Annotated in this window: 27 protein-coding genes; 10 read left to right on the top strand and 17 right to left on the bottom strand. The window is 69.2% G+C overall.

Features of this window, described 5'->3' with window-relative positions:
• Window positions 1–17 precede the first annotated feature (17 nt).
• On the top strand, window positions 18–1,253 hold the full coding sequence (locus ACOZ4N_RS19705) for a PAS domain S-box protein (RefSeq protein ID WP_424018072.1): 1,236 nt from the start codon (window positions 18–20) through the stop codon (window positions 1,251–1,253).
• Between the two features lie 43 nt (window positions 1,254–1,296).
• Here the strand turns inward: ACOZ4N_RS19705 and ACOZ4N_RS19710 are convergent, their stop codons facing one another.
• Window positions 1,297–1,995 carry an HAD family hydrolase gene (locus tag ACOZ4N_RS19710; RefSeq protein WP_424018073.1) on the bottom strand — a complete coding sequence of 233 codons (699 nt, stop codon included), beginning with the start codon at window positions 1,993–1,995 and terminating at the stop codon, window positions 1,297–1,299.
• Window positions 1,996–2,102: 107 nt separating this feature from the next.
• A complete protein-coding gene (locus ACOZ4N_RS19715; protein WP_424018074.1) occupies window positions 2,103–2,858 on the bottom strand; it encodes an acetoacetate decarboxylase family protein in 756 nt (251 codons plus the stop codon).
• A 154-nt stretch (window positions 2,859–3,012) separates the two neighbouring features.
• Between ACOZ4N_RS19715 and ACOZ4N_RS19720 the strand changes: the two genes are divergently transcribed.
• The gene (locus ACOZ4N_RS19720) at window positions 3,013–3,651 is read left to right on the top strand and encodes a class I SAM-dependent methyltransferase (RefSeq protein WP_424018075.1); all 639 of its coding nucleotides are present in this window, start codon (window positions 3,013–3,015) and stop codon (window positions 3,649–3,651) included.
• 13 nt (window positions 3,652–3,664) lie between these two features.
• On the opposite strand, the gene ACOZ4N_RS19725 is transcribed toward ACOZ4N_RS19720, so the two are convergent.
• Both ACOZ4N_RS19725 and ACOZ4N_RS19730 read right to left on the bottom strand, forming a co-directional pair.
• Window positions 3,665–4,369, bottom strand: a complete 705-nt coding sequence (locus tag ACOZ4N_RS19725) for a class I SAM-dependent methyltransferase (protein ID WP_424018076.1) — start codon at window positions 4,367–4,369, stop codon at window positions 3,665–3,667.
• A 2-nt stretch (window positions 4,370–4,371) separates the two neighbouring features.
• Window positions 4,372–5,790 (bottom strand): radical SAM protein, encoded by a 1,419-nt coding sequence (locus tag ACOZ4N_RS19730; RefSeq protein ID WP_424018077.1) that lies wholly within the window; start codon window positions 5,788–5,790, stop codon window positions 4,372–4,374.
• Window positions 5,791–5,922: 132 nt separating this feature from the next.
• Between ACOZ4N_RS19730 and ACOZ4N_RS19735 the strand changes: the two genes are divergently transcribed.
• A complete protein-coding gene (locus ACOZ4N_RS19735; RefSeq protein ID WP_424018078.1) occupies window positions 5,923–6,684 on the top strand; it encodes a DUF547 domain-containing protein in 762 nt (253 codons plus the stop codon).
• A gap of 158 nt (window positions 6,685–6,842) precedes the next feature.
• On the opposite strand, the gene ACOZ4N_RS19740 is transcribed toward ACOZ4N_RS19735, so the two are convergent.
• The 3 genes from ACOZ4N_RS19740 to ACOZ4N_RS19750 are packed head-to-tail and all read right to left on the bottom strand — an operon-like array spanning window position 6,843 to window position 7,840.
• Complete coding sequence (locus tag ACOZ4N_RS19740) at window positions 6,843–7,094, bottom strand: ribbon-helix-helix domain-containing protein (protein WP_424018079.1); 252 nt, start codon at window positions 7,092–7,094, stop codon at window positions 6,843–6,845.
• 54 nt (window positions 7,095–7,148) lie between these two features.
• A complete protein-coding gene (lwrS, locus tag ACOZ4N_RS19745; RefSeq protein WP_424018080.1) occupies window positions 7,149–7,562 on the bottom strand; it encodes an LWR-salt protein in 414 nt (137 codons plus the stop codon).
• Window positions 7,562–7,840 (bottom strand): 4a-hydroxytetrahydrobiopterin dehydratase, encoded by a 279-nt coding sequence (locus ACOZ4N_RS19750; RefSeq protein WP_092691932.1) that lies wholly within the window; start codon window positions 7,838–7,840, stop codon window positions 7,562–7,564. Before ACOZ4N_RS19750 ends, lwrS begins: the two co-directional genes overlap by 1 nt.
• 83 nt (window positions 7,841–7,923) lie before the next feature.
• On the opposite strand from ACOZ4N_RS19750, the gene ACOZ4N_RS19755 reads away from it, so the two are divergent.
• A complete protein-coding gene (locus tag ACOZ4N_RS19755; protein WP_424018081.1) occupies window positions 7,924–9,120 on the top strand; it encodes an MFS transporter in 1,197 nt (398 codons plus the stop codon).
• Between the two features lie 2 nt (window positions 9,121–9,122).
• On the opposite strand, the gene hemA is transcribed toward ACOZ4N_RS19755, so the two are convergent.
• The 7 genes from hemA to ACOZ4N_RS19790 form a co-directional block, all read right to left on the bottom strand.
• Complete coding sequence (hemA, locus tag ACOZ4N_RS19760; protein ID WP_424018082.1) at window positions 9,123–10,454, bottom strand: glutamyl-tRNA reductase; 1,332 nt, start codon at window positions 10,452–10,454, stop codon at window positions 9,123–9,125.
• Window positions 10,451–11,098, bottom strand: a complete 648-nt coding sequence (locus ACOZ4N_RS19765) for a precorrin-2 dehydrogenase/sirohydrochlorin ferrochelatase family protein (RefSeq protein ID WP_424018083.1) — start codon at window positions 11,096–11,098, stop codon at window positions 10,451–10,453. Before ACOZ4N_RS19765 ends, hemA begins: the two co-directional genes overlap by 4 nt.
• 13 nt (window positions 11,099–11,111) lie before the next feature.
• Entirely contained in the window at window positions 11,112–12,185 is a 1,074-nt protein-coding gene (locus ACOZ4N_RS19770; protein WP_424018084.1) for an Lrp/AsnC family transcriptional regulator, read from the bottom strand.
• A 79-nt stretch (window positions 12,186–12,264) separates the two neighbouring features.
• Entirely contained in the window at window positions 12,265–13,626 is a 1,362-nt protein-coding gene (locus ACOZ4N_RS19775) for a PQQ-binding-like beta-propeller repeat protein (RefSeq protein ID WP_424018085.1), read from the bottom strand.
• 45 nt (window positions 13,627–13,671) lie between these two features.
• Window positions 13,672–14,082: a DUF5778 family protein gene (locus tag ACOZ4N_RS19780; protein ID WP_424018086.1), complete on the bottom strand. Its 411-nt coding sequence runs from the start codon at window positions 14,080–14,082 to the stop codon at window positions 13,672–13,674.
• 141 nt (window positions 14,083–14,223) lie between these two features.
• Entirely contained in the window at window positions 14,224–14,418 is a 195-nt protein-coding gene (locus tag ACOZ4N_RS19785) for a cold-shock protein (protein ID WP_424018087.1), read from the bottom strand.
• A 2-nt stretch (window positions 14,419–14,420) separates the two neighbouring features.
• Window positions 14,421–14,615, bottom strand: coding sequence for a cold-shock protein (locus ACOZ4N_RS19790; protein WP_092691914.1), 195 nt, complete (start codon window positions 14,613–14,615; stop codon window positions 14,421–14,423).
• Between the two features lie 105 nt (window positions 14,616–14,720).
• On the opposite strand from ACOZ4N_RS19790, the gene uppS reads away from it, so the two are divergent.
• Window positions 14,721–15,659 carry a polyprenyl diphosphate synthase gene (gene uppS, locus ACOZ4N_RS19795; RefSeq protein ID WP_424018088.1) on the top strand — a complete coding sequence of 313 codons (939 nt, stop codon included), beginning with the start codon at window positions 14,721–14,723 and terminating at the stop codon, window positions 15,657–15,659.
• A gap of 68 nt (window positions 15,660–15,727) precedes the next feature.
• Here uppS and ACOZ4N_RS19800 read toward each other — a convergent pair whose 3' ends face one another.
• Window positions 15,728–16,336: an undecaprenyl diphosphate synthase family protein gene (locus tag ACOZ4N_RS19800; protein ID WP_424018089.1), complete on the bottom strand. Its 609-nt coding sequence runs from the start codon at window positions 16,334–16,336 to the stop codon at window positions 15,728–15,730.
• A gap of 53 nt (window positions 16,337–16,389) precedes the next feature.
• Window positions 16,390–16,929: a hypothetical protein gene (locus ACOZ4N_RS19805; RefSeq protein WP_424018090.1), complete on the bottom strand. Its 540-nt coding sequence runs from the start codon at window positions 16,927–16,929 to the stop codon at window positions 16,390–16,392.
• Window positions 16,930–17,179: 250 nt separating this feature from the next.
• Here ACOZ4N_RS19805 and ACOZ4N_RS19810 point away from each other — a divergent pair, with 250 nt between their 5' ends.
• On the top strand, window positions 17,180–18,571 hold the full coding sequence (locus ACOZ4N_RS19810) for a DUF92 domain-containing protein (protein WP_424018091.1): 1,392 nt from the start codon (window positions 17,180–17,182) through the stop codon (window positions 18,569–18,571).
• Complete coding sequence (locus tag ACOZ4N_RS19815) at window positions 18,568–18,996, top strand: GNAT family N-acetyltransferase (RefSeq protein ID WP_424018092.1); 429 nt, start codon at window positions 18,568–18,570, stop codon at window positions 18,994–18,996. Before ACOZ4N_RS19810 ends, ACOZ4N_RS19815 begins: the two co-directional genes overlap by 4 nt.
• Here the strand turns inward: ACOZ4N_RS19815 and dnaG are convergent.
• Window positions 18,987–20,345 (bottom strand): DNA primase DnaG, encoded by a 1,359-nt coding sequence (gene dnaG, locus ACOZ4N_RS19820; RefSeq protein WP_424018093.1) that lies wholly within the window; start codon window positions 20,343–20,345, stop codon window positions 18,987–18,989. The genes ACOZ4N_RS19815 and dnaG overlap by 10 nt on opposite strands.
• Window positions 20,346–20,532: 187 nt before the next feature.
• On the opposite strand from dnaG, the gene ACOZ4N_RS19825 reads away from it, so the two are divergent.
• From ACOZ4N_RS19825 to ACOZ4N_RS19835, 3 genes are all read left to right on the top strand, one after another.
• The gene (locus tag ACOZ4N_RS19825; protein WP_424018094.1) at window positions 20,533–20,880 is read left to right on the top strand and encodes a tRNA-binding protein; all 348 of its coding nucleotides are present in this window, start codon (window positions 20,533–20,535) and stop codon (window positions 20,878–20,880) included.
• 134 nt (window positions 20,881–21,014) lie between these two features.
• On the top strand, window positions 21,015–21,227 hold the full coding sequence (locus ACOZ4N_RS19830; protein WP_424018095.1) for a DUF3311 domain-containing protein: 213 nt from the start codon (window positions 21,015–21,017) through the stop codon (window positions 21,225–21,227).
• Complete coding sequence (locus tag ACOZ4N_RS19835; protein ID WP_424018097.1) at window positions 21,220–22,710, top strand: sodium:solute symporter family protein; 1,491 nt, start codon at window positions 21,220–21,222, stop codon at window positions 22,708–22,710. Before ACOZ4N_RS19830 ends, ACOZ4N_RS19835 begins: the two co-directional genes overlap by 8 nt.
• Window positions 22,711–22,744 lie beyond the last annotated feature (34 nt).

Genomic DNA, 22,744 nt, shown 5'->3' on the forward strand with positions numbered 1-22,744 from the left:
GTTTTAGGCCCGCCTAAATGTCGCAACACGCTGAGCAACTCGTCGGGACGCTGTTTCGAGTGCTCGCCGAGGAGGGACACGAGGACGTCCAGAATCGGTTACTGGACGCCTATCACACGAACGCACCGACTGACCGTGACGAACTCACCGAGGATTTGATCTCCGACATCGTCGCAGTGCTCCACCGCGAACTCGGTGCGCGGGCGCAGGTCGATGTCCTCACCACGTCGGTCGAGTATCTGGTCGAGCGGTTTCTGGCCGTCGTCGAGGCCGTCCCCGTGGCGGTGATCGTGGTCGGTCCGGAGGGTGACGTTCAACTGTGGAACGACGGGGCCGCTCGGACCTTCGGGTGGTCGGAATCCGAGATCCGCGGCGAGCCGTACCGGACGCTTCTCGCCCCCGGCCTCGACGACAGTAGCGACATCCCGGATCAGTTACGGAACGGCGAGCAACTGACGGGGGCCGAGACCCGCCACCGCCACGCCGACGGGTCGATCCTCGACGTACGGCTGTGGGCGGCCCCACTCCACCGACGGAACGGTGAGTTCGACGGTGCGACCGTCGTCGTCAGCGACATCACCGAACAGAAACAGCGCGAACAGCGCCTCACCGTCCTCAATCGGGTGTTGCGGCACAACATCCGCAACGATCTGACCGTCGCCAGGGGTCACCTCGACATGCTCGCCGACGGGTCCGATGGTGACACCGACCACATCGCAGTCATCGAGGACCACCTCACTAACGTCGTCGAGTTGAGCGACGCGGCTCGTCACATCGAACAGTTACGCGACCCGGACGATGGGCGGACGATCCACGATCTGGGGCCGATGGTACGAGAACAGGTCGACCGACTGCGCCAGGCGTATCCGGACGCCCGGATCGACTGTCAGGTCCCGGAGTCCGCACCCGTCGTCGCACACGACCTCCTCCCGTACGCCCTGGACAATATCCTCGAAAACGCCGCCGAACACAACCCGTCGGCGACGCCGCGCGTCTCGGTCGCGGTGTCCGGCGAAACCGACGGCGAGCCCCGCTATCGGACGGTCGAAGTCGAAGACGATGGGCCGGGCCTGCCCGAAACCGAACGCGCGGTCCTCACGAAGGGAACGGAGACAGCACTGACCCACAGCGACGGTATCGGACTCTGGCTGACCCGGTGGATACTCCGGAGTTCCGGGGGCAAACTCACCGTCGATACGAGTTCGCTCGGCGGAACCAGCGTGGCCGCTCGGCTCCAGGCGCCGCCGGACTGACCGCGAGCCTCCCGGTACGGGACGTGCCGTCGTGTCGTCCGGTTCAGTCGCCCGCCGTCGACTCGCCGCCGAGTTCGGAGAAGCTCTCGATCCGGCGGTCGCCCAGCACGCACTGGCCCCGCCGGTGTGGATCGTGGCGTTCGACGTGAATACCGTCGAGGCCGGCGTTCCAGGCCGCGCCGATGTCGTGGGGGCCGTCGCCCGCGAGGACACCGGAAACGCGATGCGCTTCCGAGCCCCCGCTCGCTCGGCTCGCGGGGACACCCGCGTGGCCGTTGTACCCCACGCCCAGATCGTCCATGGCCAGCTCGACCGGCTCTGGGTCGGGTTTCCAGCCGATCTCCTCGGTACAGCAGACGACGGTGTCGAACCAGTCGCGGATGTCCAGTCGGTCCAGCACGGGATCGGTGAGGTACTGCTGGCAGTGCGTGACGAGACCGACCGGGGCGTCCAGGTCCGCGACGAAATCTGCGTCGTCGTAGAGGTAGGTGTGTTCGGCCCGGGCCTGAGCGTCCTCCACGTCGTGGAACGTCTCCCAGAACCGCTCCACGTCGACGCCCCACTCGGCCAGTTGCTCGTTGCGCGACCCGCCCAGACCGTGCCAGATGATCTCGGCTTCCCGGTCGGTGAACCCGCGACCGAGGCGGTCCCCGACCTCCTCGAACACGCCGCTTACGTAGTCGGGCTGGACGTCGACCAGCGTGCCGTCGAGATCGAGCAACCAGAAGTCGTAGGACACCATCTGACTCGGGATCGTGTAGATACGGGATTAGTTACTAAGTGCCTTCTGCCCGTTTCGGGGCCGCGTACCACCGGACGAAACGGGGATGCACGGCCTGCTCGCCCCCGTCAGACCGTCCCGACGGGCTCGCCGGCCCCGATCACGAACTCGCCGTCGAACCAGAGTCGCGCCAGCGCCCGCGACCCCAGATCCAGCTCCCGGAGCCGGTCGGCCCGCGCGTGGTCCCCGAGCGTCCACTCGGCCTGGGCCGAGTACGGCCACGCGCCGAGGTTCCCGTCCAGCGTCAGCGGCTCGCGGAGGATCTGCCCGTCCGAGACCGTGTAGGACGCGCCCTCCTGCACCCGGTCGATCGCTGGTGTCTTCTCCACGTCCAGGGTGATCACGTCCTGGCCGTCGGCTCTGACGGTCGTTCGCCGTCCGGCCACGTGGTCGTCGTGGTCGATCTCCGCGACCTCCTTGGGGAACCCCCAGACGTCGACGCCGAGTGCCTTCGCGGGCTCGGTCGTGACTGGCAGGTACCAGACGTAGCCCGACGCGCCGTGGGTTGCCAGCGACGCGAGCGGCCAGGACCGTTCCCCCGTCTCGACGGCCGGGAACATGACGCTGAACTCGTCGTAGGGCGTCATGCTGTCGTCGCCGATCCGGTGGTACTCGACGGCGAGGAAGGTCACCGCCGCGCGCCGCGGCGTGGCCCGGATCGGCGACAGCCCCCTGGGAAGCAACTCGTCGACGGCCCCCCGGTCGGCCGAGAAGATCGCACCGTACACCGTCGCGTCCGTCGACAGCGGTACCGAGACCGTCTCCCCCGTCGACAGCGTGATCGGTTCGTCGACTGTGCCCCCCGGCTGTGGCGTCGTCCCCATAGCCGGGCCTGTCACCGCCCGCGCGGAAAGCGTTGTCGCCGTCCCGGACTGTCCGCCGAAATCCACTTTCCGGTGCCGGCCGAAGCCTCACCCGAATGACCGACTCGCAGACGGCGCTGGACCGGTCGGCCCCGAAAGCCGGCGCGGTGGGAGCGTGAGCACGCGCGGCCAGCGGCTCTACGACTGGTGGAGTCGACACACCGGCGCGCAGCGGCTCCTCTACGGCCTGGCCTTCTTCGGTCGCGAGGGGACCTTCCGCCGGCGCGGCGTCGAGGCGCTCGGGCTCGAGACCGGCGAGCGCGTCCTCGAACTCGGCTGTGGCCCGGGAACCAACTTCGCGGCCCTCCGCGACCGCGTCGGCCCCGACGGAACCGTCGTCGGCCTCGACTACAGCGCCGGCATGGTCGAACGCGCCCGCGAGACCGTCCACGAGGCGGGCTGGGAGAACGTCCACGTGGTCCGGGCCGACGCCGCGACGCTCCCCGTCGCCGGCCCCTTCGACGCCGCCTACGCCGCGATGTCGCTCAGCGCGATGCCCGACCCCGGAGCCGTCCTCGACGCCACCCGGTCGGTCCTCGCGCCCGGCGGTCGCGTCGCTGTGCTGGACGCCCGCCCCTTCCAGTCGCTCCCCTGGCGCGCGCTCAATCCCGTGATCGTCCCCCTGTTCCGGGCGAGCACCAACTGGATCTCCGAGACCGACGTGACCGCCGCGCTGGAGCGGACCTTCCCCACGGCGTCGGTCGACGACTCCTACGGCGGGAGCATCGTCGTGGCGACGGGTCGACTGGAGTAGGTCGCCGTCCCGTTCACTCCGCGGTCGCGACCAGCGAGACGTAGTTGACCCGACCGTCCTCGACGGCGGCTTCGAGGTCCTCGATCCCCGTCAGGAGTCGGTCCCCGCGCGCACCGAACAGCCCCAGCAGGCCCTCGTAGTCGACGGCGGCCGCGACCCGATCGCGCATCGCGAGCAGGTCCTCGCGGTGATCGCGGACTTCGCCGACGACGAAGCCCTGGCTCTCGATCCGGTCGATTAGTACGTCCCGCTCGCGCTCACCGGTGAGACAGAGCGCCTGCGCGACTGGCTCGGGGAGGTCGGGCACGTCGCCGTCGACGACCACGTCCGAGAGGGCGAGTCGGCCGCCCGGACCGAGGACGCGTCGACTCTCCGCCAGCGCCGCGCCCACGTCGTCGGCCAGACAGAGGACGCACTCCGAGAGAACCACGTCCACGCTGTCCTCCCGCACCGGGAGCGCCGTCAGGTCGCCCCGGATCGTGCCGTCGCCGCCCGGGTCGCGATCCAGCCCGACCGCCCGCGCGCCGCGGTCGCGGGCCAGGTCGAGAGCATCGCCAGCCCCACAGCCCGCGTCGAGCAGTCGCGTGTCCGCACCCACATCGGCCCGGTCGAGCAGTCGCCGGGTCGCGTCGGTGCCGCCGGGGTGAAGTGGGTCGCCCAGCACGCGCCGGAGCGCTCCCCAGGGGTTCGCCAGCGCGGCGTCGAGTGGATTCTGCACGGTCAGTCCCCCTCCTCGCGGGCCGTCTCCCCGTCGCCCCCGTCGGCGGCCGGCGGGTCGTCCACGTCCAGATCGGCGAGTTCTGGGGCTTCGACGGCCGGACGACCGCCCCAGTCGTGGCGGTTCCGGAGCGCGTAGTCCCCGTCCTCGGTCGTCATGTTGTAGCCACAGAACGGCACGAGGTCGCCGTCCGGCGTCGGGACGGAGATACAGCAGTTGTCCAGTCGCTCCACGTCGGCGGCGTCGGCGTCCATGAACCCCGTGATCGAGACCGGCAGGACCTGATCGAGCAGGTCCGCCGCGCTCGCGGGGAGGTCCATCCCGCCACAACAGCCCGCCGCCGAACAGGCCCGCTCCTTCCCGGCGGTCGTGTTCGCCAGCAACTCCATCCAGTCGCTCTCGTCGACCAGTCCGGACAGCGAGTCGAAGGTGTCGTCGTCGATGAACTGGGTCAGTGCCGTCGCACCGCCGTCGCCGTCGGGTTTGAGCGCCGTCGCCAGCTGACAGTACGACGAACAGCAGGGGATCGGCAGGAGGTCCCGCGGGGAGAGCGCGTCGAACTGCGCCGCGAGCCGGCGCGCCACCTCGTCCAGCGGGAACCGACCCTCGCTCTCGGCGTACCGGCCGAAGTGGGCCACCGGCTGGAAGTTGATCGACTGCACCACGTCGGCGTTCTCGATGCCGAACCGCACGATGTCACCCATCTCGTCGTCGTTCGTCCCCGGAACGACCGTGGGGACCAGCACGACCGGCAGGTCCGCGTCCCGGCAGGCTTCGACCGCGTCGCGCTTCTCCGCCGCGATGTCGACCTCCCGGATCGCCTCGTAGGTCTCCGGTCGCAGGCCGTCGAACTGCAGGTAGATCGCGGTGACGCCCGCCGCGGCCAGCCGGTCGGCGTATCCCTCGACCGTCGCCAGTTTCAGCCCGTTCGTGTTCACCTGGACGTGCTCGAACCCCATCTCCCGGGCGCGCTTCACGAGGTCCGGCAGGTCCTCCCGCACCGTGGGCTCTCCGCCCGAGAACTGGATGGGCCGAGGACCGCCCTCGGACCTGACGGTCTCCAGCAGATCGACGACCTCCGCGGTCGGGCGGTGGGTCCCGCCCGGGCCGGAACTCGCGAAACAGTACGAACACGAGAGGTTACAGTCCGAGGTGACCTCGACCACCGCCAGACAGGCGTGGTCGTTCTCGACGGTCAGGTCCACCTCGTCGGCGTCGGTCGAGAAGTCCGGCCCGAACGCGTCCGCCCACTCCCAGTGGTCGCGCGAGCCCCAGACCTGCCGGCTCGTCGTGCCGTGGTCCGGACACGTCCGCGTCAGATGCACCCCGTCGCCCCGGTCCTCGTAGGTCCCGGGGACCCGTTCGAGACACGCCGGGCAGAGACTCGTCGTCTCCGCGAGCGTCGTCGGCTCGTTTGCCATGGCCCTCCTAGCGACGAAGACATGTTAACGATGGGGGCGCTGTGTGCGGTGCCCACAGAGCCGTCGAGGGCGTGTGCGCGACCGGTACCGGACCGCACAACGCTTTTTGACGTACGAGCCCCCCGTACGTGTATGAGCGACGGGGCGACCCCACTGGGCGGAGCGACGACGGTCCAGGGGCCTGCAGACGACCTCGCCCCGACCGACTGTGCCCGGAAACTCCTCGCCGCCGTCCGGACCGGCGACTCGCCCGATCCCTATCTGGAGCGGCTGGCCGCGTACGACGAGGCTGCCCTCGAACCGCTCCGGTCCGATCCGGCCCTGGCGCTGGCCTTCTGGTCGAACTGTTACAACGCGGGCACCCAGCTCCTGCTCTCACGCCGGCCCGAACTGTACGAGAGCCCGTTGCGATTCGTCCGGTTTTTCGGGGCGACCGCCGTCACCGTCGCCGGCACGGACCTGAGTCTGGACGCCATCGAACACGGCATCGTCCGTGGCACCCGAACGAAGTACGGCCTCGGGTACCTGCCCCGGGTACTGGCCGGCCGCTTCGAGCGCCGGTACCGCGTGGCCGACCCCGACCCGCGAGTCCACTTCGCGCTCAACTGCGGGGCGGCCAGTTGCCCCGCGATCCGGGTCTACGACGCCGACCGCATCGACGCACAACTCGACCGCGCGACCCGCGCCTATCTCGACGCGACCGTCGATCACGACCCCGAGACCGGCGTCGTGACGGTCCCGAAACTGTTCCTCTGGTACCGCGGCGACTTCGGCGGTGGCTCGGGCATCCGGGACCTGCTCCGGGAGTACGGCGCGATTCCGGACGACGCGAGCCCGCGCCTGCGCCACCGCGACTGGGACTGGTCCCGGGCGGCCGGCAAGTTCGCGGACTGACGCTCGCATTTCGGCAGGGACTCTCGCGCCGCTGGAGTCTCACGGTTCCCGCTGATCACCGTACGTTCCGGCGGACTCCCTTCGGTAGAGGCTCCCGGCTCGCGGGTCGCTGACACTCCCCGCTCGCAGTTCCGGAGGACTCCCTTCGGTCGTCCTCCCTAGCCCTCGTCCACTCCCACATCCACACCCACGTCCACGTCCACGTCGCTCAGCCCGTCCGACAACCCGCCGAGCGCCCCACCGCCGTCGTCGCTCTCGGCCTCGACGGCGTCGACCCAGGCCACGAGCGCCGCCTGCACCGCTTCGGACCGCCCGTCGTACCCGCCGGCCGCACCCGCCTCGTCGACCGCCGCCAGCAACGCCGTCGGTAGTTCGACCTCGACCGCCGTGGTATCGTCGTACTCGCTCATACTTCCAACTCGCGTATCGTGAAAGAAATGCGTGCTGGTTCGACAGGCCGCCGCTCAGCCGTCGCCGTCGACCACGCGGATCGACGAGCCGAGGTATTTCGAGAGGACCTCGGACGTGCTGTCTGCGTTGAACAGGGCCGGATCGGCGGCGATCTCACGTTTCAACGCCGTCAGGTATGCCTCGTCGGTCCGGAGTTCGCGGAAGTCGACGGACAGCACCGTGACACCCAGCGCGTCTTCGGTGAGTTCCCGAAAGTAGTCCGGGTCGTTCAACTCGCCGCGCCAGCAGTTGTCCCGGAAGAACAGCCATCCGTCCTCGCCGGGCGGATCGGCCTCGCGGTAGAGTTTCGTCTCGAACTCGGCGGGTTCGGCGCGTAGCTCCGTCGGGGTCGGATCGAGCCGAAACCGACAGCCCAGGACGTACTCGGCGTGGCCTGTCGGGTCGCCCTCCGCACCGCCGTCCGGCATCACTCGTACACGTCGTCGAACCGCTCTGCGAGGTCGATGTCTTTCTCCGTGATGCCGCCGGCGTCGTGGGTGGTCAGTCGGACCTCCACCTCGCCCCAGGTGATCGTGATTTCGGGGTGGTGCCAGGCGTCCTCCGCGATGCCGCCGATGCCCGACGCGAACCCCACACCGGGGAGATAGGAGTCGAACTCGTAGGTCCGGACGATCTCGTCGCCGTCGCGGTCCCAGTCGTCGGGGAGCTGTGCCTCGATCTCGGAGTCGTCGAGCAGGTCCGCCATGCGGGTACACTCGGGCGGCCGGGCCAAAAAGTCCGGGCTCCCGGCATCGAAATCCCTTCCACGCCCGCGCTCGAAGCCCGGCTGTGACGACCCGTTCGGCTCGCACTGCCCTGGCGGCCGTCGTGTTCGCCGTCCTCCTGGCACAGGTGTTGCTCTACCCCGGCATCGACACACTGGTTGCGGCCCTGGGTGCCGACACGACGCTGGACGCGAGCATGTGGTTTCTCGCCGCCGAATTCGGCGCGTTCGTCCTTTTCGCCGGCCTCTGGGGCGCGGCCAGCGACGCCGCCGGCCGCCGGGTCCCGTTCATCGTCGCCGGCGCACTCGGCGGCGCGGCTGGCTACGCCCTGCTGGCCGGCCTCCCGCAGGTTATCGACCTCCCCTTCCTCGCCGTCCTCGGCCTGCGAACGCTGCAGGGCGCGGCGACCATCGGCGCGTTCTCGCTGTCCATCACGATGCTGATGGACCTGGAGGGTGGCCACGGCCGGAACATGGGCGCGGCCGGCATCGCCATCGGCGGCGGGACGGCGCTGGGCGCACCGCTGGGCGGCCAGCTGTACGAGGTCAACCCGTTCGCGCCGCTGATCGCCGCCTGCGCACTGCTGATCGCCGTCGGCCTGCTCGCATCGCGGGTCACCGACCGAGCGCCGGGTGAGAGCCGAGGCCGGCTCGGGGCCGTCCGCGAGACCATCCGGGATACGCCCGCCATCCTCGTGCCCTGCGCGTTCGGCTTCGTCGACCGCCTCACGGCGGGCTTTTTCGCCCTCGTGGGCACGCTCTACTTCCGGGAAGTGTTCGCACTCTCGCCCGGGAGTACCGGGCTGATGCTCGCGCTCTTTTTCGCCCCTTTCGCGCTCTTTCAGTACCCCTTCGGCGTCCTCTCGGATCGGATCGGACGCACAATCCCCGTCCTCGCGGGCTCGACGCTGTACGGCCTCGTCGTGATCGGCGTCGGACTCGCGCCGACGGTCGCGCTCGCCGGCGCGGCGATGGTCGCCGTGGGCGTCATCGGCGCGCTGATGGCCCCCGCGACGATGGCGCTGGTCACCGATCTGGCCGCCGACGACCAGCGCGGCGTCGCGATGGCCGCGTTCAACGCCGTCGGGAGCCTCGGCTTCCTGGCCGGCGTCCTCGTCGGCGGGACCGTCGCCGACGAGTACGGCTATTTCGCCGCCTTCCTCACCGTCGGCGGGCTGGAAGTCGCCGTCGCGACGCTGGCGGTGCCGGCCTTCCTCAGACTGGGCATCCCGGGCGTCGCGACGCGAGCCCGCGAGTCGTAAAATCAGTCGTCCAGCTGGTTGAGGACCGCCTGTGGCATCTCGGCCTTCATGTCCTCGGGGATGTCCTCGGGGTCCATGCTGGAGACGAACTCCGGCACGTCCGACCCGAATTCGGGATCGAACAGCTGGAGCGCCGTGTTGATGGTCGTCCAGTCGTCCTCCTCGGCCGCGTCGCGCAGGCTCTGGGTCGGCGGCGCGAGCAACTGCCCGACCAGCGCGTCGGCCATCGACTCGACGACCTCGCGTTCCTCCTCGTCGAGGTCGAGTTTCTCCAGCGCCGTCGAGAGTTCGCGGGCCTTCATGCGCTCTGCACTCTCGTACATCCCCGCGATCACCTGATCGGCCCGTTTGCGCTTGTACTGGGTCAACAGGTGCTCGAACTCCTCGTCGACGAGCTGTTCGACCTTCTCGGCGGCCGACTCCCGGCGCTTCCGGGAGGCCGTGGTCACCGACTCCAGCGCGTCCATGTCCCTGACCGTCACCGAATCGAGGTCGTCGGCCGCCGGCGGCACGTCGCGGGGCTGTGCGAGGTCGATCACGAACGTGTCACCGGCGCGGTCCATCGTCTCGACGGTGACGACGTGTTCCGGACTGCCCGTCGCCGTGATGACCAGATCCGCCTGCTCGATGGCCGTCGCGACGCCGTTGAGTCCGAGGGCGTCGCCGTCCACGTCGAGTCGGCCCACGAGATGTTCGGCGTGGGGGACGGTCCGATTGGCGACGAGAACGCGCTCGACGGCTCCGTCGAGGGCCTTGGCGACGAGCGATCCCATCTCGCCCGCGCCGACGACGAGCGCGGTCGCGTTCGCGAGGTCGCGCTCCCGGTCGGCGAGGTTGACGGCCGCGCTCCCCAGCGAGACCGTCCCCTCGTTGATGGCGGTCTCGGTCCGGGCGCGCTCGCCCACGTGGATCGCCTTGGTCACGCCGTTTTCGAGTACCGGTCCCATCGCGCCGACGCCACGGGAATCCTCGTAGGCGTCTCTGACCTGGCCGAGGATCTGGTCCTCGCCCAGGACGATGGACTCCAGGCCGGCCGCCACGCGCAGGAGGTGGCGCAGGCTCTCCTCGTGTCCCATCTCGACGACGGCGTCGTCGGGCACGTCCGCCCGGTACCGCTCCAGAGCGGCCCGACCGACCGACGCCTCCGGAGCGACGACGTAGGCCTCCGCACGATTGCAGGTCTGGAGGACGTACGCTTCCTCGACGCCCGGCTGATCGAGTAGTGACTCGACGGCCCGACGCTGGTTCTCGGTACAGGCCGCCTCGATGTCGTCGACGCTAGCCTGCCCGTGGGCGATGCTGACACCCGCGATCACGCCGGCTCCGTTTATCACTGTAAATCACCCGTCACGTCCGCGATCACGTCCTCGGCCACTTGCCGAGGCTTTGTCCTGCCACTATCTAAATGCTTCCAAACACGCCCGGATCGCACGACAGCCCGGATCGCATCCCGACGCCGCTCCGGATCGACGTTCTCGGCCTGCAACTCCGCCCGTAACTCCCCGGTCAGCCGCGCCATCTCACCGGCCCCCTCGACGTCGTCCTCGATCCGCTGGCGCAGGTACCGACTCAGCGCCGGACTCGTCCCGCCCGTCGAGATCGCGACCGTCACCGGTCCGTCCCGCACCGTGGCCGGTACGACGACGCTCTCGGGGTCGCGCCCGCCGTGTTCGTCCGTCCGGTTGACCAGCGCGCCAGCGTCCCGTGCGGCATCCTCGATGGCCGCGTTCAGGTCGCCGTCGTCGGTCGCGGCCACCACCAGCGCGGGATCGGTGTCGTCGATCCACTCGGCGACCGCGTCGGCGTCCGGCGCGGCGCGGACCCGCTCGGCCCCGCCGAAGTCCGCGTCCGCGAACGTCGGACTGACGACGATCACGTCGGCCTCGCGGGCGAACCGCCGGGCCTTCCGCGCGCCGACCGACCCGCCGCCGAAGACGAGGACGGTCTCGCCCGTGAAGTCGTGCAGGAGCGGGATCAAACTGCCCCTCCCATCAGTCGCCGGCCTCCTCCGGTTCGACGGTGTTGGCCTTCGCACGCTCGTCCATCCGGATGCCCGTCTTCTTCAGAATCCGGGTGGAAAAGAGCGTGTCCCAGTCCTCGTCGGCCACGTCCCAGAACTCGTCCATCTTCTCGCGAACCTGCTGGACGCGCTCGGCGCTCTCTGCCTCGCTCCGGCCGTGGGTCATCGCGAAGAAGTTGTACGGCCAGACCCCCTCGTGCCGGGGCCGCTCGTAACAGTGCGTGACGAATCCCAGCGACGCGACGGCCGGCCCGACCTCGTCGACGACCTCGTCGGGCACGTCCCAGACCGTCATGCCGTTCTCGGTGTAGCCCAGCGCGTAGTGGTTCGGGATCACGCCCACACGTCGGACCTTTCCTTCCGCGTTAAATCGCTTGATCGTGGACAGGACCCACTCCACGTCCGCGCCAAGCGTTTCGGTCACGTCTCGATACGGCGTCGGCGAGATCGGGAGGCCGTCCTGAATTTCGAGGACGAGGTCCAGTTCCGCCGGTGTCAGCGACTGCCGGTCGGTCGGGGTCACGTCCGGACCCAGATCGGAGAGATCCACGTCGCCATCGGAGATCGGGCCGTCCAGCAGGAACTTCGCTTCCACCCGGAACTCCTGCTGTTTGGGCAGGTTGTAGGTCTCCTGGCCGGTGTCGTCCTCGATGGCCGCCAGCACTTCCTCGACCTCGTCGGCGTCGGGGACGCTGACGACGAACCACATGTTGAGGTGGGGGTGTTCGCGCTCGTAGTTGTGCGCCACCGCGTCGTAGGCATTGACCTGCTCGGCCACCTCGTCGTACCGGTCCTCGGGGGCGTGCATTGCCACGAGCGTGGCCGCGCCGCCGATCTCCTCGGCGTTGATCAGCGCGCCGAACCGGGTCAGGACACCCTCGTCGTCGAGGTCCCTGACCCGCTCGAAGAGGGCGTCGGCGTCGATCTCGACGCCCCGGTCCCGGAGCGCCGCGGCCGCCGGCTCGAAGGGGCGCTCGGCGACCGGGAACCCGCCCTGGAAGGCGTTGACGACCGCCCGGTCGACCCGCGAGAGGTCTTCGCTCATACACGGATCTCGGGGTCGGGGCGGCATAAATCCGCGCTTGTCCGGTCGGAGTCTGGGATTCCCATCCCGTCGCGGGCGATCACTCCTCGTCGTCGCTCAGCCAGCGATAGGCACCGAGGCCCCCGAGCAGTGCCGCCAGCAGGCCCACCGGCAGGGCGGTGGTCACCGGAAGTCCACTCGACCCGTCGCCGTCGGTCGCCGTCGGTGATCCGGGCGTGCCCGTCCCGGACGCGCGTTCCCGTTCGGAAATCCCGTATCCGAATACCCGCCCCTGCGAGCGGTCGAACCCGTAGATCCTGTCCCCCACGACGGCTTTGGGATGGAGTTCCCGTCCACCAGTCCCGAGCCGGCGACCGGTCCCCTCGGCCGCGTCGACCGCCAGCAGGCCGTCTCCCGCCTTCGCGTACAGCGCGCCCGTCGATCCGAGCAGTTGCGAGGCCAGGGTCTCGCCGTCGTAGGTCCACTGCACGGTCCCGTCGCCCGCGTCGAGGGCGACGAGCGACCCCTGGCTGTTGGCGTACACCGTCCCGTCGTGTACCACGGGCGTCTCGTTCCCCTCGGAGCCGACGGTGTGGGTCCACTCGACCGTCCCGTCGACGACGGAGAGCGCCCGGAGGACACCGTCGTCAGCGACGACGAACACCGTCCCCTCGGCGAGGGCGGGCGACGCCGTGATCCGGACGTCGCCGGCCTCGTGCGCCCACTGGATCGTGCCGTCGTCGGTGTCGAGCGCGTAGACCGTCGCTGGCGACGTAATCGGCTCGTCCGGGCCCCGACTGGGATCGGTGCCGACGTAGAGATAGCCGTTGGCGACTGCTGGCGACCCCCAGACCCTCCCGTCGACGCCGGTTTGCCACGCCACGTCACCGGTCGCGGGGTCGAGTGCCACCACCGCGTCGTCGATCAGTCCCAGATAGAGCCGCCCGTCCGCCACGGTCGGCGCACAGACGATCTCGCTCTCGGCCTCGTACCGCCACAGCCGGTCGCCGTTCTCGGCGTCGAAGGCGTACACGTACCCGTCACCGTTCCCGTTCGTGGTGACGAAGACCCGTCCGTCGGCGACCGCGGGCGTCGTCTGTGCCCAGCGGTCGAACTCCCGACGCCACTGCTCGGTCCCGTCGACCGCCGAGAGCGCGTACACCGTCCCCCGGTAGGGCTCCGACACGTCGTTGTCGTCGGTCACGAACACCGTCCCGTCCGCGACCGAGAGCCCGTTCGGGCCGTGGAACGCCTCGAACACCCAGTCCGTTTCGACCGCCGTCGCGACGCCCTCGGGACCGGGGTTCCAGCCGGTGTTTCGTGCGTCCACGCGGTGCATCGGCCACGACTCGCCCGTGGCCTGTGCCGCGACGCCACCGACTGCACCCGTGCGGCCGACGCCCGCCGCACCGAGGACGCCCAGTACCGACCGACGCGTGACTGCATACCCGTCGCTGGTCATGACTCCGGCGACGGCTACCACGGGCTTGTAAGCGTTGATGACCGTCTATCGGGGCGAGACACTCTCGACGGTGTATCCGTCCGCCCGGACCGCCTCGACCAGCCCCTCCTGGTCGGTGTCGGCCTCGTAGTAGAAGACGATCTTGAACTCCTCCTCGCGAAGCAGTTGCTGGCACTCCCAGACGAACTCGTCGTCGTCGAGCGTGCGTCCCTGGTGCTGGTTCAGCCCGAACTCGGTGTCGTCGTTGCCGGAGTAGACGTAGGTGTCCTTGGGGTCGACGCCCGCGTGGTCGGCGATCAGCTCGCCGATCTCGATGGTCGCCTCGTGGAGCGCGGCCTCGTCGTCGCTACCCAGTTCCGTGTGGACGATGATCCCCACGAGTTCGATCTCGCCGGGTTCGAGGAGCGCCTCGGCTCGCTGGTAGAGGTCCGGATCGATAGGGTCCTGTGTCTCCATTGTTCGATGCTGGCCGTCCCGTCCCCATACTTCTCACGGTCTCGGGCCGACCCCGGACGACGGTCCGCGACGGTGCCGCCGCTCGATGGTTCGCGTCTCGGGGCCAGCGGCCCCGCACAGTACCGCGACTGACGTGCCCGATTACAGGCGCGTGAGGTTCTCGGCGCGCGGGCCCTTGTCGGCCTGCACGATGTCGAACTCGACCTCCTGACCTTCTTCGAGGTCGGGGCCGCCGACGTCTTCCATGTGGAAGAAGACGTCCTCGTCCGCGTCCTCGGTGTCGATGAAGCCGTAGCCGCCCGTGTCGTTGAAGAAGTCGACTGTGCCTTGCGCCATGGTTACAGTCGCTCCAGGTTCTCCGCACGCGGGCCCTTGTCGGCCTGCACGATGTCGAACTCGACCTCCTGACCTTCCTCCAGGTCGGGGCCGCCGACGTCTTCCATGTGGAAGAAGACGTCCTCGTCCGCGTCTTCGGTATCGATGAATCCGTAACCGCCAGTGTCGTTGAAGAAGTCAACCGTACCGGTCGCCATTGCAACTACGCAGAGGACGTCGCCATATTAAAAGCCTGCGGGTCACCCCACCCCATACCAGCGCCGAGGACAAGATACTTATCACGGGGTGAGAACTTTCGAACAATGCTCGCGTGGGTGCGCCAGCAGGCGCTATCGGGGTACGAACGGCTGTTGCGGTGGGAGCTGTCGGGGATGCCGGATCACGTCGCCGTCATCCAGGACGGGAACCGTCGCTACGCCCGGAACAAGGGCGAGGGGGCCACGGAGGGCCACCGCGCCGGTGCCGAGACGACCGAGGCCATGCTCAACTGGTGTGACGAACTCGGCGTTCAGGAGCTGACGCTCTACACGTTCTCGACGGAGAACTTCGACCGCCCGGTCAACCAGCGGGAGGCCCTGTTCGACCTGATCGAGGAGAAGTTGTACGAGTTCGCCGACGCCGACCGCGTCCACGAGGGCGAGGTGCGGATCCGGGCCATCGGCGAGACGCAGGACCTCCCGGGTCGGGTCCGCACCGCCATCCAGTACGCCGAGGGTCGCACCCGCGACTACGACGAACTCCAGTTGAACATCGCGCTGGCCTACGGCGGCCGCGCGGAACTGCTCGGGGCCGCCCGCGACGTGGCCCGCGACGTGGTCTACGACGATCTCGACCCCGACGAGATCGACGCCGAGACCGTCGAGGAACGGCTCTACGAGGGACCCTCCCGCGACGTGGACCTCATCCTCCGGACCGGCGGCGCGGAACGCACCAGCAACTTCCTGCCCTGGCACGCCAACGGCAACGAGGCCGCCGTCTTCTTCTGTACCCCCTACTGGCCGGAGTTCCGGAAGGTGGACTTCCTGCGCGCGATCCGCACCTACGAGTCCCGCGAGGAGTCCTGGCGGACCGCCCGCGCCAAGCGCGCGCTGGCGCTGGTCCGCGCCATGGGGAGCGCCGAACTCGACGAAGCCCGCTCGATCCTCGGCCGATTCCGGGACGCCCTGCCCAGTAGCGAACGCGAGCGACTCGACGAGGAGGACATCGAGGCCGAATTCGAGGCCGAACCCGCGGCGGACTGAACGGCACTGTCCAAACCTCCGGACATCTCACGCCGTTCGATTTCCGACGTTCGGACAGTTCCCCGCGGTCACTGTCCGAACCGCCGCTGGCGGTCCTGAAAGTCCCTGATCGCCCGGAGGTACTCCCGTTTCCGGAAGTCCCGCCAGTTCACGTCGGTGAAGTAGAGTTCGGAGTAGACCGACTGCCAGATCATGAAGTCCGAGAGCCGCTCGGCCCCGGTCTTGATGACGAGGTCGGGATCGGTCGGGAAGACCAGCCGCTGTTCGATGTCGTCCTCGTCGATCTCGCCGGGCGTCAACTCGCCGTCGTCGACCTCCTCGGCGACGCTGCGGACGGCGGCGGCGAACTCGTGTTTCCCGCCGAGGCCGATGCTCACCTGGATGGGGGCGTCGGCCCGCCGGTCGTCGTCGGGGCCGCGGACGGCCATCTCGCGGGGCGCGTCCACGTCTTCGAGCGCACGGCGGAGTGTCGGGACGGCCTTCTCGTCGAGGACGGAGACGTAGACCATGACACGTTCGGCACCGTACTCGACGGCCCAGTCGAAAAACGACTCCAGGGTGTCGTAGGCTCCCTGCTCCAGCAGGTCGCGCTCGGTGATGACGACGGCGACGTTGTCCGGCGTCTCCTCGTCGGCCCACTGGGTCCGGACCGCGAGGTACTGATCGTAGATGCCCACGGTTGGGCTTCCCTGTCGGCGAATATGAAGGTCACGGGTCGGCGCGCGTCGCGTCACTTTCTGGGCGAGACACAGGCCGCCTCCGTCGCCAACTCTCCCGTCGAGACGTTCCCATCGGAGACGACCCGGACACCGAACGTGTGGTCGTTGCAGTCGAACGTGTCCCGGCCCAGCGAGAGCGAGTGTGTCGTCGCGTTCGTCGTCACCGTGATCCGATACTGGTCCGAGCGTCGCAGGTCGAACACGATAGCCTCGTCGGCTGGAATCCCCACCTGGTGATAGAGCGACTCGTTGGTGGAGAGATACGTCAGCTCCACCTGAATCGACCGATTCTTCGGCGCGTCGTTCCAGACGTGCACAGCCACGCTACCGTCGAAGTCGCGCTCGCTTCCGACGGTAACGGCTTCGACGGTACCGTTCGCCTGGGGAAGCGACCGGAACATCGGGAGGGCTATCGGGTCGTCGCTTCCGTTCGCGACCGAAACGTCTGGCGCTTCGGCGGGTGTCGTCGTCGCTGTCGGCGTCACGGGTCCACTGCCGGTTTGACAGCCGGCCAGGAGGAGCAGGCAGGCGAGGAGAGCGAGTCGGCGCACGGTCCCCCATCCTGTAGCCTGTGATAAATGTCTTGTCGGTCTCCATCTGCCGGTTCTGGTTCGATCCATGGCCGTCGGCGGTGGAGGCGGTTCGGTAGCGGTGCGGTCGCGGCGAGCACCAGCACAGCACCGGAACTCGCGCGCCGCGCGAGTTCCGCTTTTTCGCCCACGTTTTTGGCGAGGGGGTCGCCCCGCGACCCCCTCGCGAAAAAGGTGGTTGTTAAGTGCGTCTCCGAAAAACGGGCGGCACGTGACGACGACAGTCCGGCGAGCGGGGGCGTTCGCGCTGGTCGGGACGGGCGGGTTGCTCGTCCCGGCCGTCAGCCGAGTGGCTCCACAGCTGGCCGCCGCCGTCGCCGGTACGGTGCCGTTCACCGACCGGATGACATCGCAGGCGGTCGCCACCGTCGCCGGGACGCTCCCGTTCATCGCGGTCGCCGTGTTGGCGCTGTACGTGATCGACGAGGGATTCGTGTTCGAGTTGTTCGCCCGGCCGGGCGACCGCGAGGACGGTCGCCTCTACGGGCTGGCGGGCTTTGCACTCGCCATCGCGGGGCTGGCACTGCTGGCCCTGCAGTTCGCGCTCCCGATGACGGTCTTTGCGACGGCGGTGTTCATCCTCTCGTACGGGAACCTCGCGGAACACCTGGTCAGGGCGTGGCGGTCGGACCCGGCGGTCGCGACGGCGGGGTTCGTCGCCGGTGGCTCCGTCCTCGGTTTCGGCGCGGGACTGGCGACCGTCGCGCTGACGCCCGAGTCCGTCCTCCCGGCGACGTTGGCCTTCTTCGCGGTCAGCGGCGCACTCCTGGCCTCGCTGTTGCGAGCGGTCCTGTTCGCCCGGGACGACCCGCTGGTGATGGTCTCGGTCGCGCTCCTGCTGTGGCTGTTCGCGGACCTCGGAGTCGCCGTCTCGCCCGTTCGCGTCGCGGTCGCGCTGGCGGTGACGGTCGGCTTCGGCTACGTCTCCTACTGGCTCGACGCGGCCTCCATCGCGGGGATGGTCACCGGCGTCCTGCTGGGCCTGCTGACCATCGTCCTCGGGGATTACGGCTGGTTCGCCATGCTCATCACGTTCTTCGGCGTCGGCGCGCTCTCGACGAAGTTCCGCTACGACGAGAAACAGGAGCGCGGGATCGCACAGGAGAACGAGGGGGTGCGCGGGAGCGGGAACGTGCTGGCCAACTCGCTGATGGCGCTGGTCGCCGTCGTCGGGTTCGCGGCGAGTCCGACGCACGTGCCCGTTTCGCCGGACGTGTTCCTCTACGCCTTCGCCGGGGCCGTCGCCGCGGCGATGAGCGACACCCTCTCCAGCGAGATCGGGGGGCTGTTCGACCAGCCCCGGCTCATCACGACCTTCGAGCGGGTCGCGCCCGGCACCGACGGGGCCGTGACCTGGCAGGGCGAACTCGCCGGCATCGCGGGCGCGGGACTGATCGCCGCCATCGCGGTGGCCTTCGAGTCGGTCCAGCCGCTGGGGGCGCTGGTGATCGTCGGCGCGGGCGTCCTCGGGATGACCGCCGACAGCCTCCTCGGGGCGACCGTCGAGGGGCGGTACTTCGGGAACCAGGTCGTCAACTTCCTCGCGACGGCCGTCGCCGCCGTCGTCGGCGGTGGCGTCGCGCTCGCACTCGCCGCGCTATGATCCGGCCCGCCACTGCCGACGACCTGCCGCGACTGCGGGCCATCCAGGTGGCCTCGCTGTCCGAACCCTGGGACGGACTGCTCGAACCCGCTATCGACGGGCCGCCGGTCGTACTCGTGGTCACGGACGAGGCCGACGAGCCGAGCGGGTACGCCGTCGCAATCCCGCAGGACGCCGTGGCCTACCTCGCGGAACTGGCGGTCGCGGCCGGCCACCGTGGCGAGGGGCGTGGCTCCCGACTGCTGGCGGCGCTCTGTGACCGGCTCGCAGCGGACGGGTTCGAGCGGCTGGAACTCACAGTTCGGGCCGACGACGAGCGGGCGCGGGACTTCTACGACGCCAACGGTTTCGCCGAACAGGAGCGACTCCCGGATCACTACGAGGACGGGGCCGGGCTCCTGCTGGCCCGGCCGCTTCAGAACTGATCGGCCGTCCGGATGCGGACGCCCGTCGGTTGTTTGACGAACTCGCCGGTCGACCGCGGGACGATCTGCTCGACGCCGCGCTGGGCGGCCACGTCGAGCAACCGCTGGTCGAGTTCCCCGTCGAGGACGACCGTCGTCGGCGTCACGTCGGCGTCGGCGACGGCGTCGAAGGCCTCGTTCGCGGGGGCCGACGCGAGTTCCCGGAATTCGCCGTCCAGCAGGACGACCTCGCCGCTGTTGCCGTCGACGACCGCCTGGACGTGACCCGCCAGTGTCTCCGGGTCTGTCGGCGCGTCCGCCGCACTCTCGTCGTCGGCCGTCGTGGCAGTGTCGTCTGCCGCCACCGCGTCGTCGCCGTCGGCCGTGTCGTCGGTGGCCTCGGCGTCTTCGCTCGCGGCCTCGGCACACTGGTCGGTCGACGCGGTATCGGCCGATGCTGTGTCGGTCGTCTCGGGTGTCGCGGTCGACTCGGGCCCGTCGGTCGTCTCCGGCGGCGCGGGGCGGGCGCTCCCGTCGGTCGCCGCGACGGTCTCGTGGGGTGAACTCGCGCCAGCGACGGCCTCCATCGGGACCTTCTCCCGGAGCGCGGCCATCACTTCGTCGCGGGCCAGGTCCTCGACGGACCGGTGTTCCGGGGCGAAGGCCACGTAGTCGACCTCGCCGACCTGCTGGAGTTCCTTGAGGATGAGGTCGCCCCCGCGGTCGCCGTCGAGGAAGGCGGTCACCGTCCGCTTGCACGTGAGATCGGCGACCGCCTGGGGTACGTCGGTGCCCTCGACGGCGACGGCGTTTTTGATGCCGTACTTCAGCAACTGGAGCACGTCGGCCCGGCCCTCGACGACGATGATCGCGTCGCTGTCGCTGACGCGGGGGCCGGCCGGCAGCCCCTCGTACTCGGTGATGTCTTCGACCCGGACCGCCTGCCGGACCTCCTCGATGAGATCCGCGCTCCGGGCGACTTCGCCCTCGAATTCGGCGAGCAGATCGGTCGCGCGCTCGACGATCTCCCGGCGCTTGGCCGCGCGCACGTCCTCCAGTTTCGTCACCTGGAAGTCCGACCGACACGGACCGACCCGGTCGATGGTCTCCAGGGCGGCCGCGAGGATCGCGGTCTCGACCTTGTCGAGCCCGCTGGCGATGGTCACCTCGCCGTACGAGCGGCCGCCCTCCGACTCGATCTCCACGTCGATCCGGCCGACCTTCGAGGACTCCTGTAACGCCCGGAGATCGAGTTCGTCGCCGAGCAATCCCTCGGTCTGCCCGAACACCGCGCCGACGACGTCACTCCGCTCTACCACCCCGTCGGCGACGATGTCCGCGTGAATCAAGTATTTCGCTGAATCCTGCATAGCTGGTGAACTGCCCCGGCTGGGGGCGATGCTGTGAACCGCGTGATGATGATGTCTCCATGAACGCACCCATGGATACGTCTGGACGTAGCGGCCTTGCCGCCATATACCTACCGTCGTGACACGCGGCCTGCACGTCCGTGCGGGCGACGAAACGCACTTCACTCGTCACTGCGGTGGGTTGGCCATGGGTATCGAGGAAGCCGACATCGACCCCGAACGATTTCTGGAGGACGTGGAGATGCGGGTCGGCACCGTCCGGTCCGCCGAACCGTTCCCCGAAGCCCGCAAGGACGTGTACAAACTCACCGTCGACTTCGGCTCGGAGACGCGCCAGTCCGCGGCCGGCCTGACCGACAACTACGACCCCGACGAGCTGGAGGGCCGGCAGGTTCTGGCAGTGGTCAACCTCGGGACGGTCAACATCGCCGGCTTCGAGAGCCAGTGTCTCGTCACTGGCGTGGACGACGCCGGGGGCGACGTGGTCCACCTCCAGCCAGAACGGGAGGTACCGGACGGGACGCGACTGTACTGACTTGCGGCCGCGTTCGCGGACGGCGACGCACTGCCGGTCGCGCTCAGGCGGTGGTTGAAGGAAATATCTCTTCGGAATCCCGTTCTGAACGCTATCGACACGTCTATTTGCGTCCAGCGGCAGGCTTCGACAGCATGGCTCGAGAGACCTACGTCTGGAGTGCGGTCGCGGTCCTGCTGGTCGCGCTGGCGGTCCCCTGGTTCTGGTGGGGGTCGAGCCGCGTCGTCGCCGGCCTGCCGATCTGGGTCTGGTGGCACGTCGGCTGGATGGGACTGACAGCCGTCGTCTTCGCCGTTTTCGCCCGCCGGGCCTGGGGCGTCGGCGTCGAGGGTGGTGTCGATGGCTGAGACGGGCCTCCAGCTCGGTATCGTCGTCGGCTACCTCCTGCTCGCGCTCGGCGTCGGGCTGGTGGCCTACCGGCTGACCGACCGCACCGCCGAGGACTACTTCCTCGCGAGTCGGACGCTGGGCACCGTCGTCCTGCTGTTCACGACGTTCGCGACACTGCTGTCGGCGTTCACCTTCTTCGGCGGGCCGAACGTCGCCTACGCGGCCGGCCCCGAGTGGATTCTCGTGATGGGGCTGATGGACGGCGTACTGTTCGGTATCCTCTGGTACGTGATCGGGTACAAGCAGTGGCTCGTCGGGAAAGCCAACGGCTACGTGACCCTCGGGGAGATGCTCGGTGATCGCTTCGGCTCACGACGCCTCCGCGCGCTGGTCGCTGGCGTCTCCCTGTTCTGGCTGTTCCCCTACGTGATGCTCCAGCAACAGGGGGCCGGCACCGCGCTGGCGGCCCTGACCGACGGCGCGGTCCCCTACTGGCTGGGGGCCGGCGGCATCACGCTGTTCATGATCGTCTACGTCGTCCTGTCGGGGATGCGTGGGGTCGCCTGGACCGACACCATCCAGGGGCTGTTCATGCTCGGAATGGTGTGGGCCGCGGTCGCCTGGATTCTGTCGGCGGTCGGCGGTCCCGGGGCGGCCACGGCCGAACTGGCCGCGGCCGCACCCGGCCACGTCACACTGGGCGGCGGGCTCTACACACCGGCCTACATGCTCTCGACGGCCGTCTCCATCGCGTTCGGCGTGACGATGTTCCCGCAGGTCAACCAGCGGTTCTTCGTGGCCGGCTCGAAGAAGGTTCTCAAGCGGACGTTCGCGCTCTGGCCGGTGCTGGTCATCCTGCTTTTCGTTCCCGCGTTCATGCTCGGCGCGTGGGCCCAGGGGCTCGGCATCGCGGCCGGCGAGAACCAGAACGTCCTCCCGCTGCTGTTGAACGAGTACACGCCCGCGTGGTTCGCGGCGCTGGTGATCGCCGGAGCGATGGCCGCGATGATGTCCTCAAGCGACTCGATGCTGCTGTCTGGATCGTCCTACCTGACCCGCGACGTGTACCGACAGGCCGTCGCCGGCGTCACCGACCGCCGGGAGGCGCTGGTCGGCCGCCTCGGCGTCGTCGTCATCGCCCTGGTGTCGTTCGTCGCGAGTCTCTTCCGCCCCGGGACGCTGATCGAGATCGGCGACACCGCCTTCGGCGGGTTCGCACAGCTCGCCCTCCCCGTACTGGTCGCCCTCTACTGGCCGGAAACGACCCGAAACGGGATCTACGCCGGCGTCGGCGGGAGTCAGCTGTTCTACCTCGCCAGTGTCTTCCTCCCGTTCGTGCCGGCGAGCTACGTCTTCCCGCTGGCTCCCGGACTCGGCGGGTGGTCGGCCTCGGTCGTCGGGATGGGCCTGGGGCTCGTCCTGACGGTGGGCGTCTCGGCGGTCACCAGCCACGCCGCCGGGGAGGACGCGGCCGTCTACCGCGGGCAGTCGGCCGACTGACCGCCGGAAACTCGAACCCTTTTGAACGCGTCGG

It is taken from the genome of Halorientalis pallida (genome assembly GCF_049605515.1).
Taxonomy (GTDB): domain Archaea; phylum Halobacteriota; class Halobacteria; order Halobacteriales; family Haloarculaceae; genus Halorientalis; species Halorientalis pallida_A.

What these genes read in the sequence shown, in the direction of transcription:
- ACOZ4N_RS19705 (WP_424018072.1), top strand. Translation starts at nt 18, where the DNA reads ATGTCGCAACACGCTGAGCAACTCGTCGGGACGCTGTTTCGAGTGCTC.
- ACOZ4N_RS19710 (WP_424018073.1), bottom strand. Translation starts at nt 1,995, where the DNA reads ATGGTGTCCTACGACTTCTGGTTGCTCGATCTCGACGGCACGCTGGTC.
- ACOZ4N_RS19715 (WP_424018074.1), bottom strand. Translation starts at nt 2,858, where the DNA reads ATGGGGACGACGCCACAGCCGGGGGGCACAGTCGACGAACCGATCACG.
- ACOZ4N_RS19730 (WP_424018077.1), bottom strand. Translation starts at nt 5,790, where the DNA reads ATGGCAAACGAGCCGACGACGCTCGCGGAGACGACGAGTCTCTGCCCG.
- ACOZ4N_RS19735 (WP_424018078.1), top strand. Translation starts at nt 5,923, where the DNA reads ATGAGCGACGGGGCGACCCCACTGGGCGGAGCGACGACGGTCCAGGGG.
- ACOZ4N_RS19740 (WP_424018079.1), bottom strand. Translation starts at nt 7,094, where the DNA reads ATGAGCGAGTACGACGATACCACGGCGGTCGAGGTCGAACTACCGACG.
- lwrS (WP_424018080.1), bottom strand. Translation starts at nt 7,562, where the DNA reads ATGCCGGACGGCGGTGCGGAGGGCGACCCGACAGGCCACGCCGAGTAC.
- ACOZ4N_RS19750 (WP_092691932.1), bottom strand. Translation starts at nt 7,840, where the DNA reads ATGGCGGACCTGCTCGACGACTCCGAGATCGAGGCACAGCTCCCCGAC.
- ACOZ4N_RS19770 (WP_424018084.1), bottom strand. Translation starts at nt 12,185, where the DNA reads ATGAGCGAAGACCTCTCGCGGGTCGACCGGGCGGTCGTCAACGCCTTC.
- ACOZ4N_RS19775 (WP_424018085.1), bottom strand. Translation starts at nt 13,626, where the DNA reads ATGACCAGCGACGGGTATGCAGTCACGCGTCGGTCGGTACTGGGCGTC.
- ACOZ4N_RS19780 (WP_424018086.1), bottom strand. Translation starts at nt 14,082, where the DNA reads ATGGAGACACAGGACCCTATCGATCCGGACCTCTACCAGCGAGCCGAG.
- ACOZ4N_RS19785 (WP_424018087.1), bottom strand. Translation starts at nt 14,418, where the DNA reads ATGGCGCAAGGCACAGTCGACTTCTTCAACGACACGGGCGGCTACGGC.
- ACOZ4N_RS19790 (WP_092691914.1), bottom strand. Translation starts at nt 14,615, where the DNA reads ATGGCGACCGGTACGGTTGACTTCTTCAACGACACTGGCGGTTACGGA.
- uppS (WP_424018088.1), top strand. Translation starts at nt 14,721, where the DNA reads ATGCTCGCGTGGGTGCGCCAGCAGGCGCTATCGGGGTACGAACGGCTG.
- ACOZ4N_RS19815 (WP_424018092.1), top strand. Translation starts at nt 18,568, where the DNA reads ATGATCCGGCCCGCCACTGCCGACGACCTGCCGCGACTGCGGGCCATC.
- dnaG (WP_424018093.1), bottom strand. Translation starts at nt 20,345, where the DNA reads ATGCAGGATTCAGCGAAATACTTGATTCACGCGGACATCGTCGCCGAC.
- ACOZ4N_RS19825 (WP_424018094.1), top strand. Translation starts at nt 20,533, where the DNA reads ATGGGTATCGAGGAAGCCGACATCGACCCCGAACGATTTCTGGAGGAC.
- ACOZ4N_RS19830 (WP_424018095.1), top strand. Translation starts at nt 21,015, where the DNA reads ATGGCTCGAGAGACCTACGTCTGGAGTGCGGTCGCGGTCCTGCTGGTC.
- ACOZ4N_RS19835 (WP_424018097.1), top strand. Translation starts at nt 21,220, where the DNA reads ATGGCTGAGACGGGCCTCCAGCTCGGTATCGTCGTCGGCTACCTCCTG.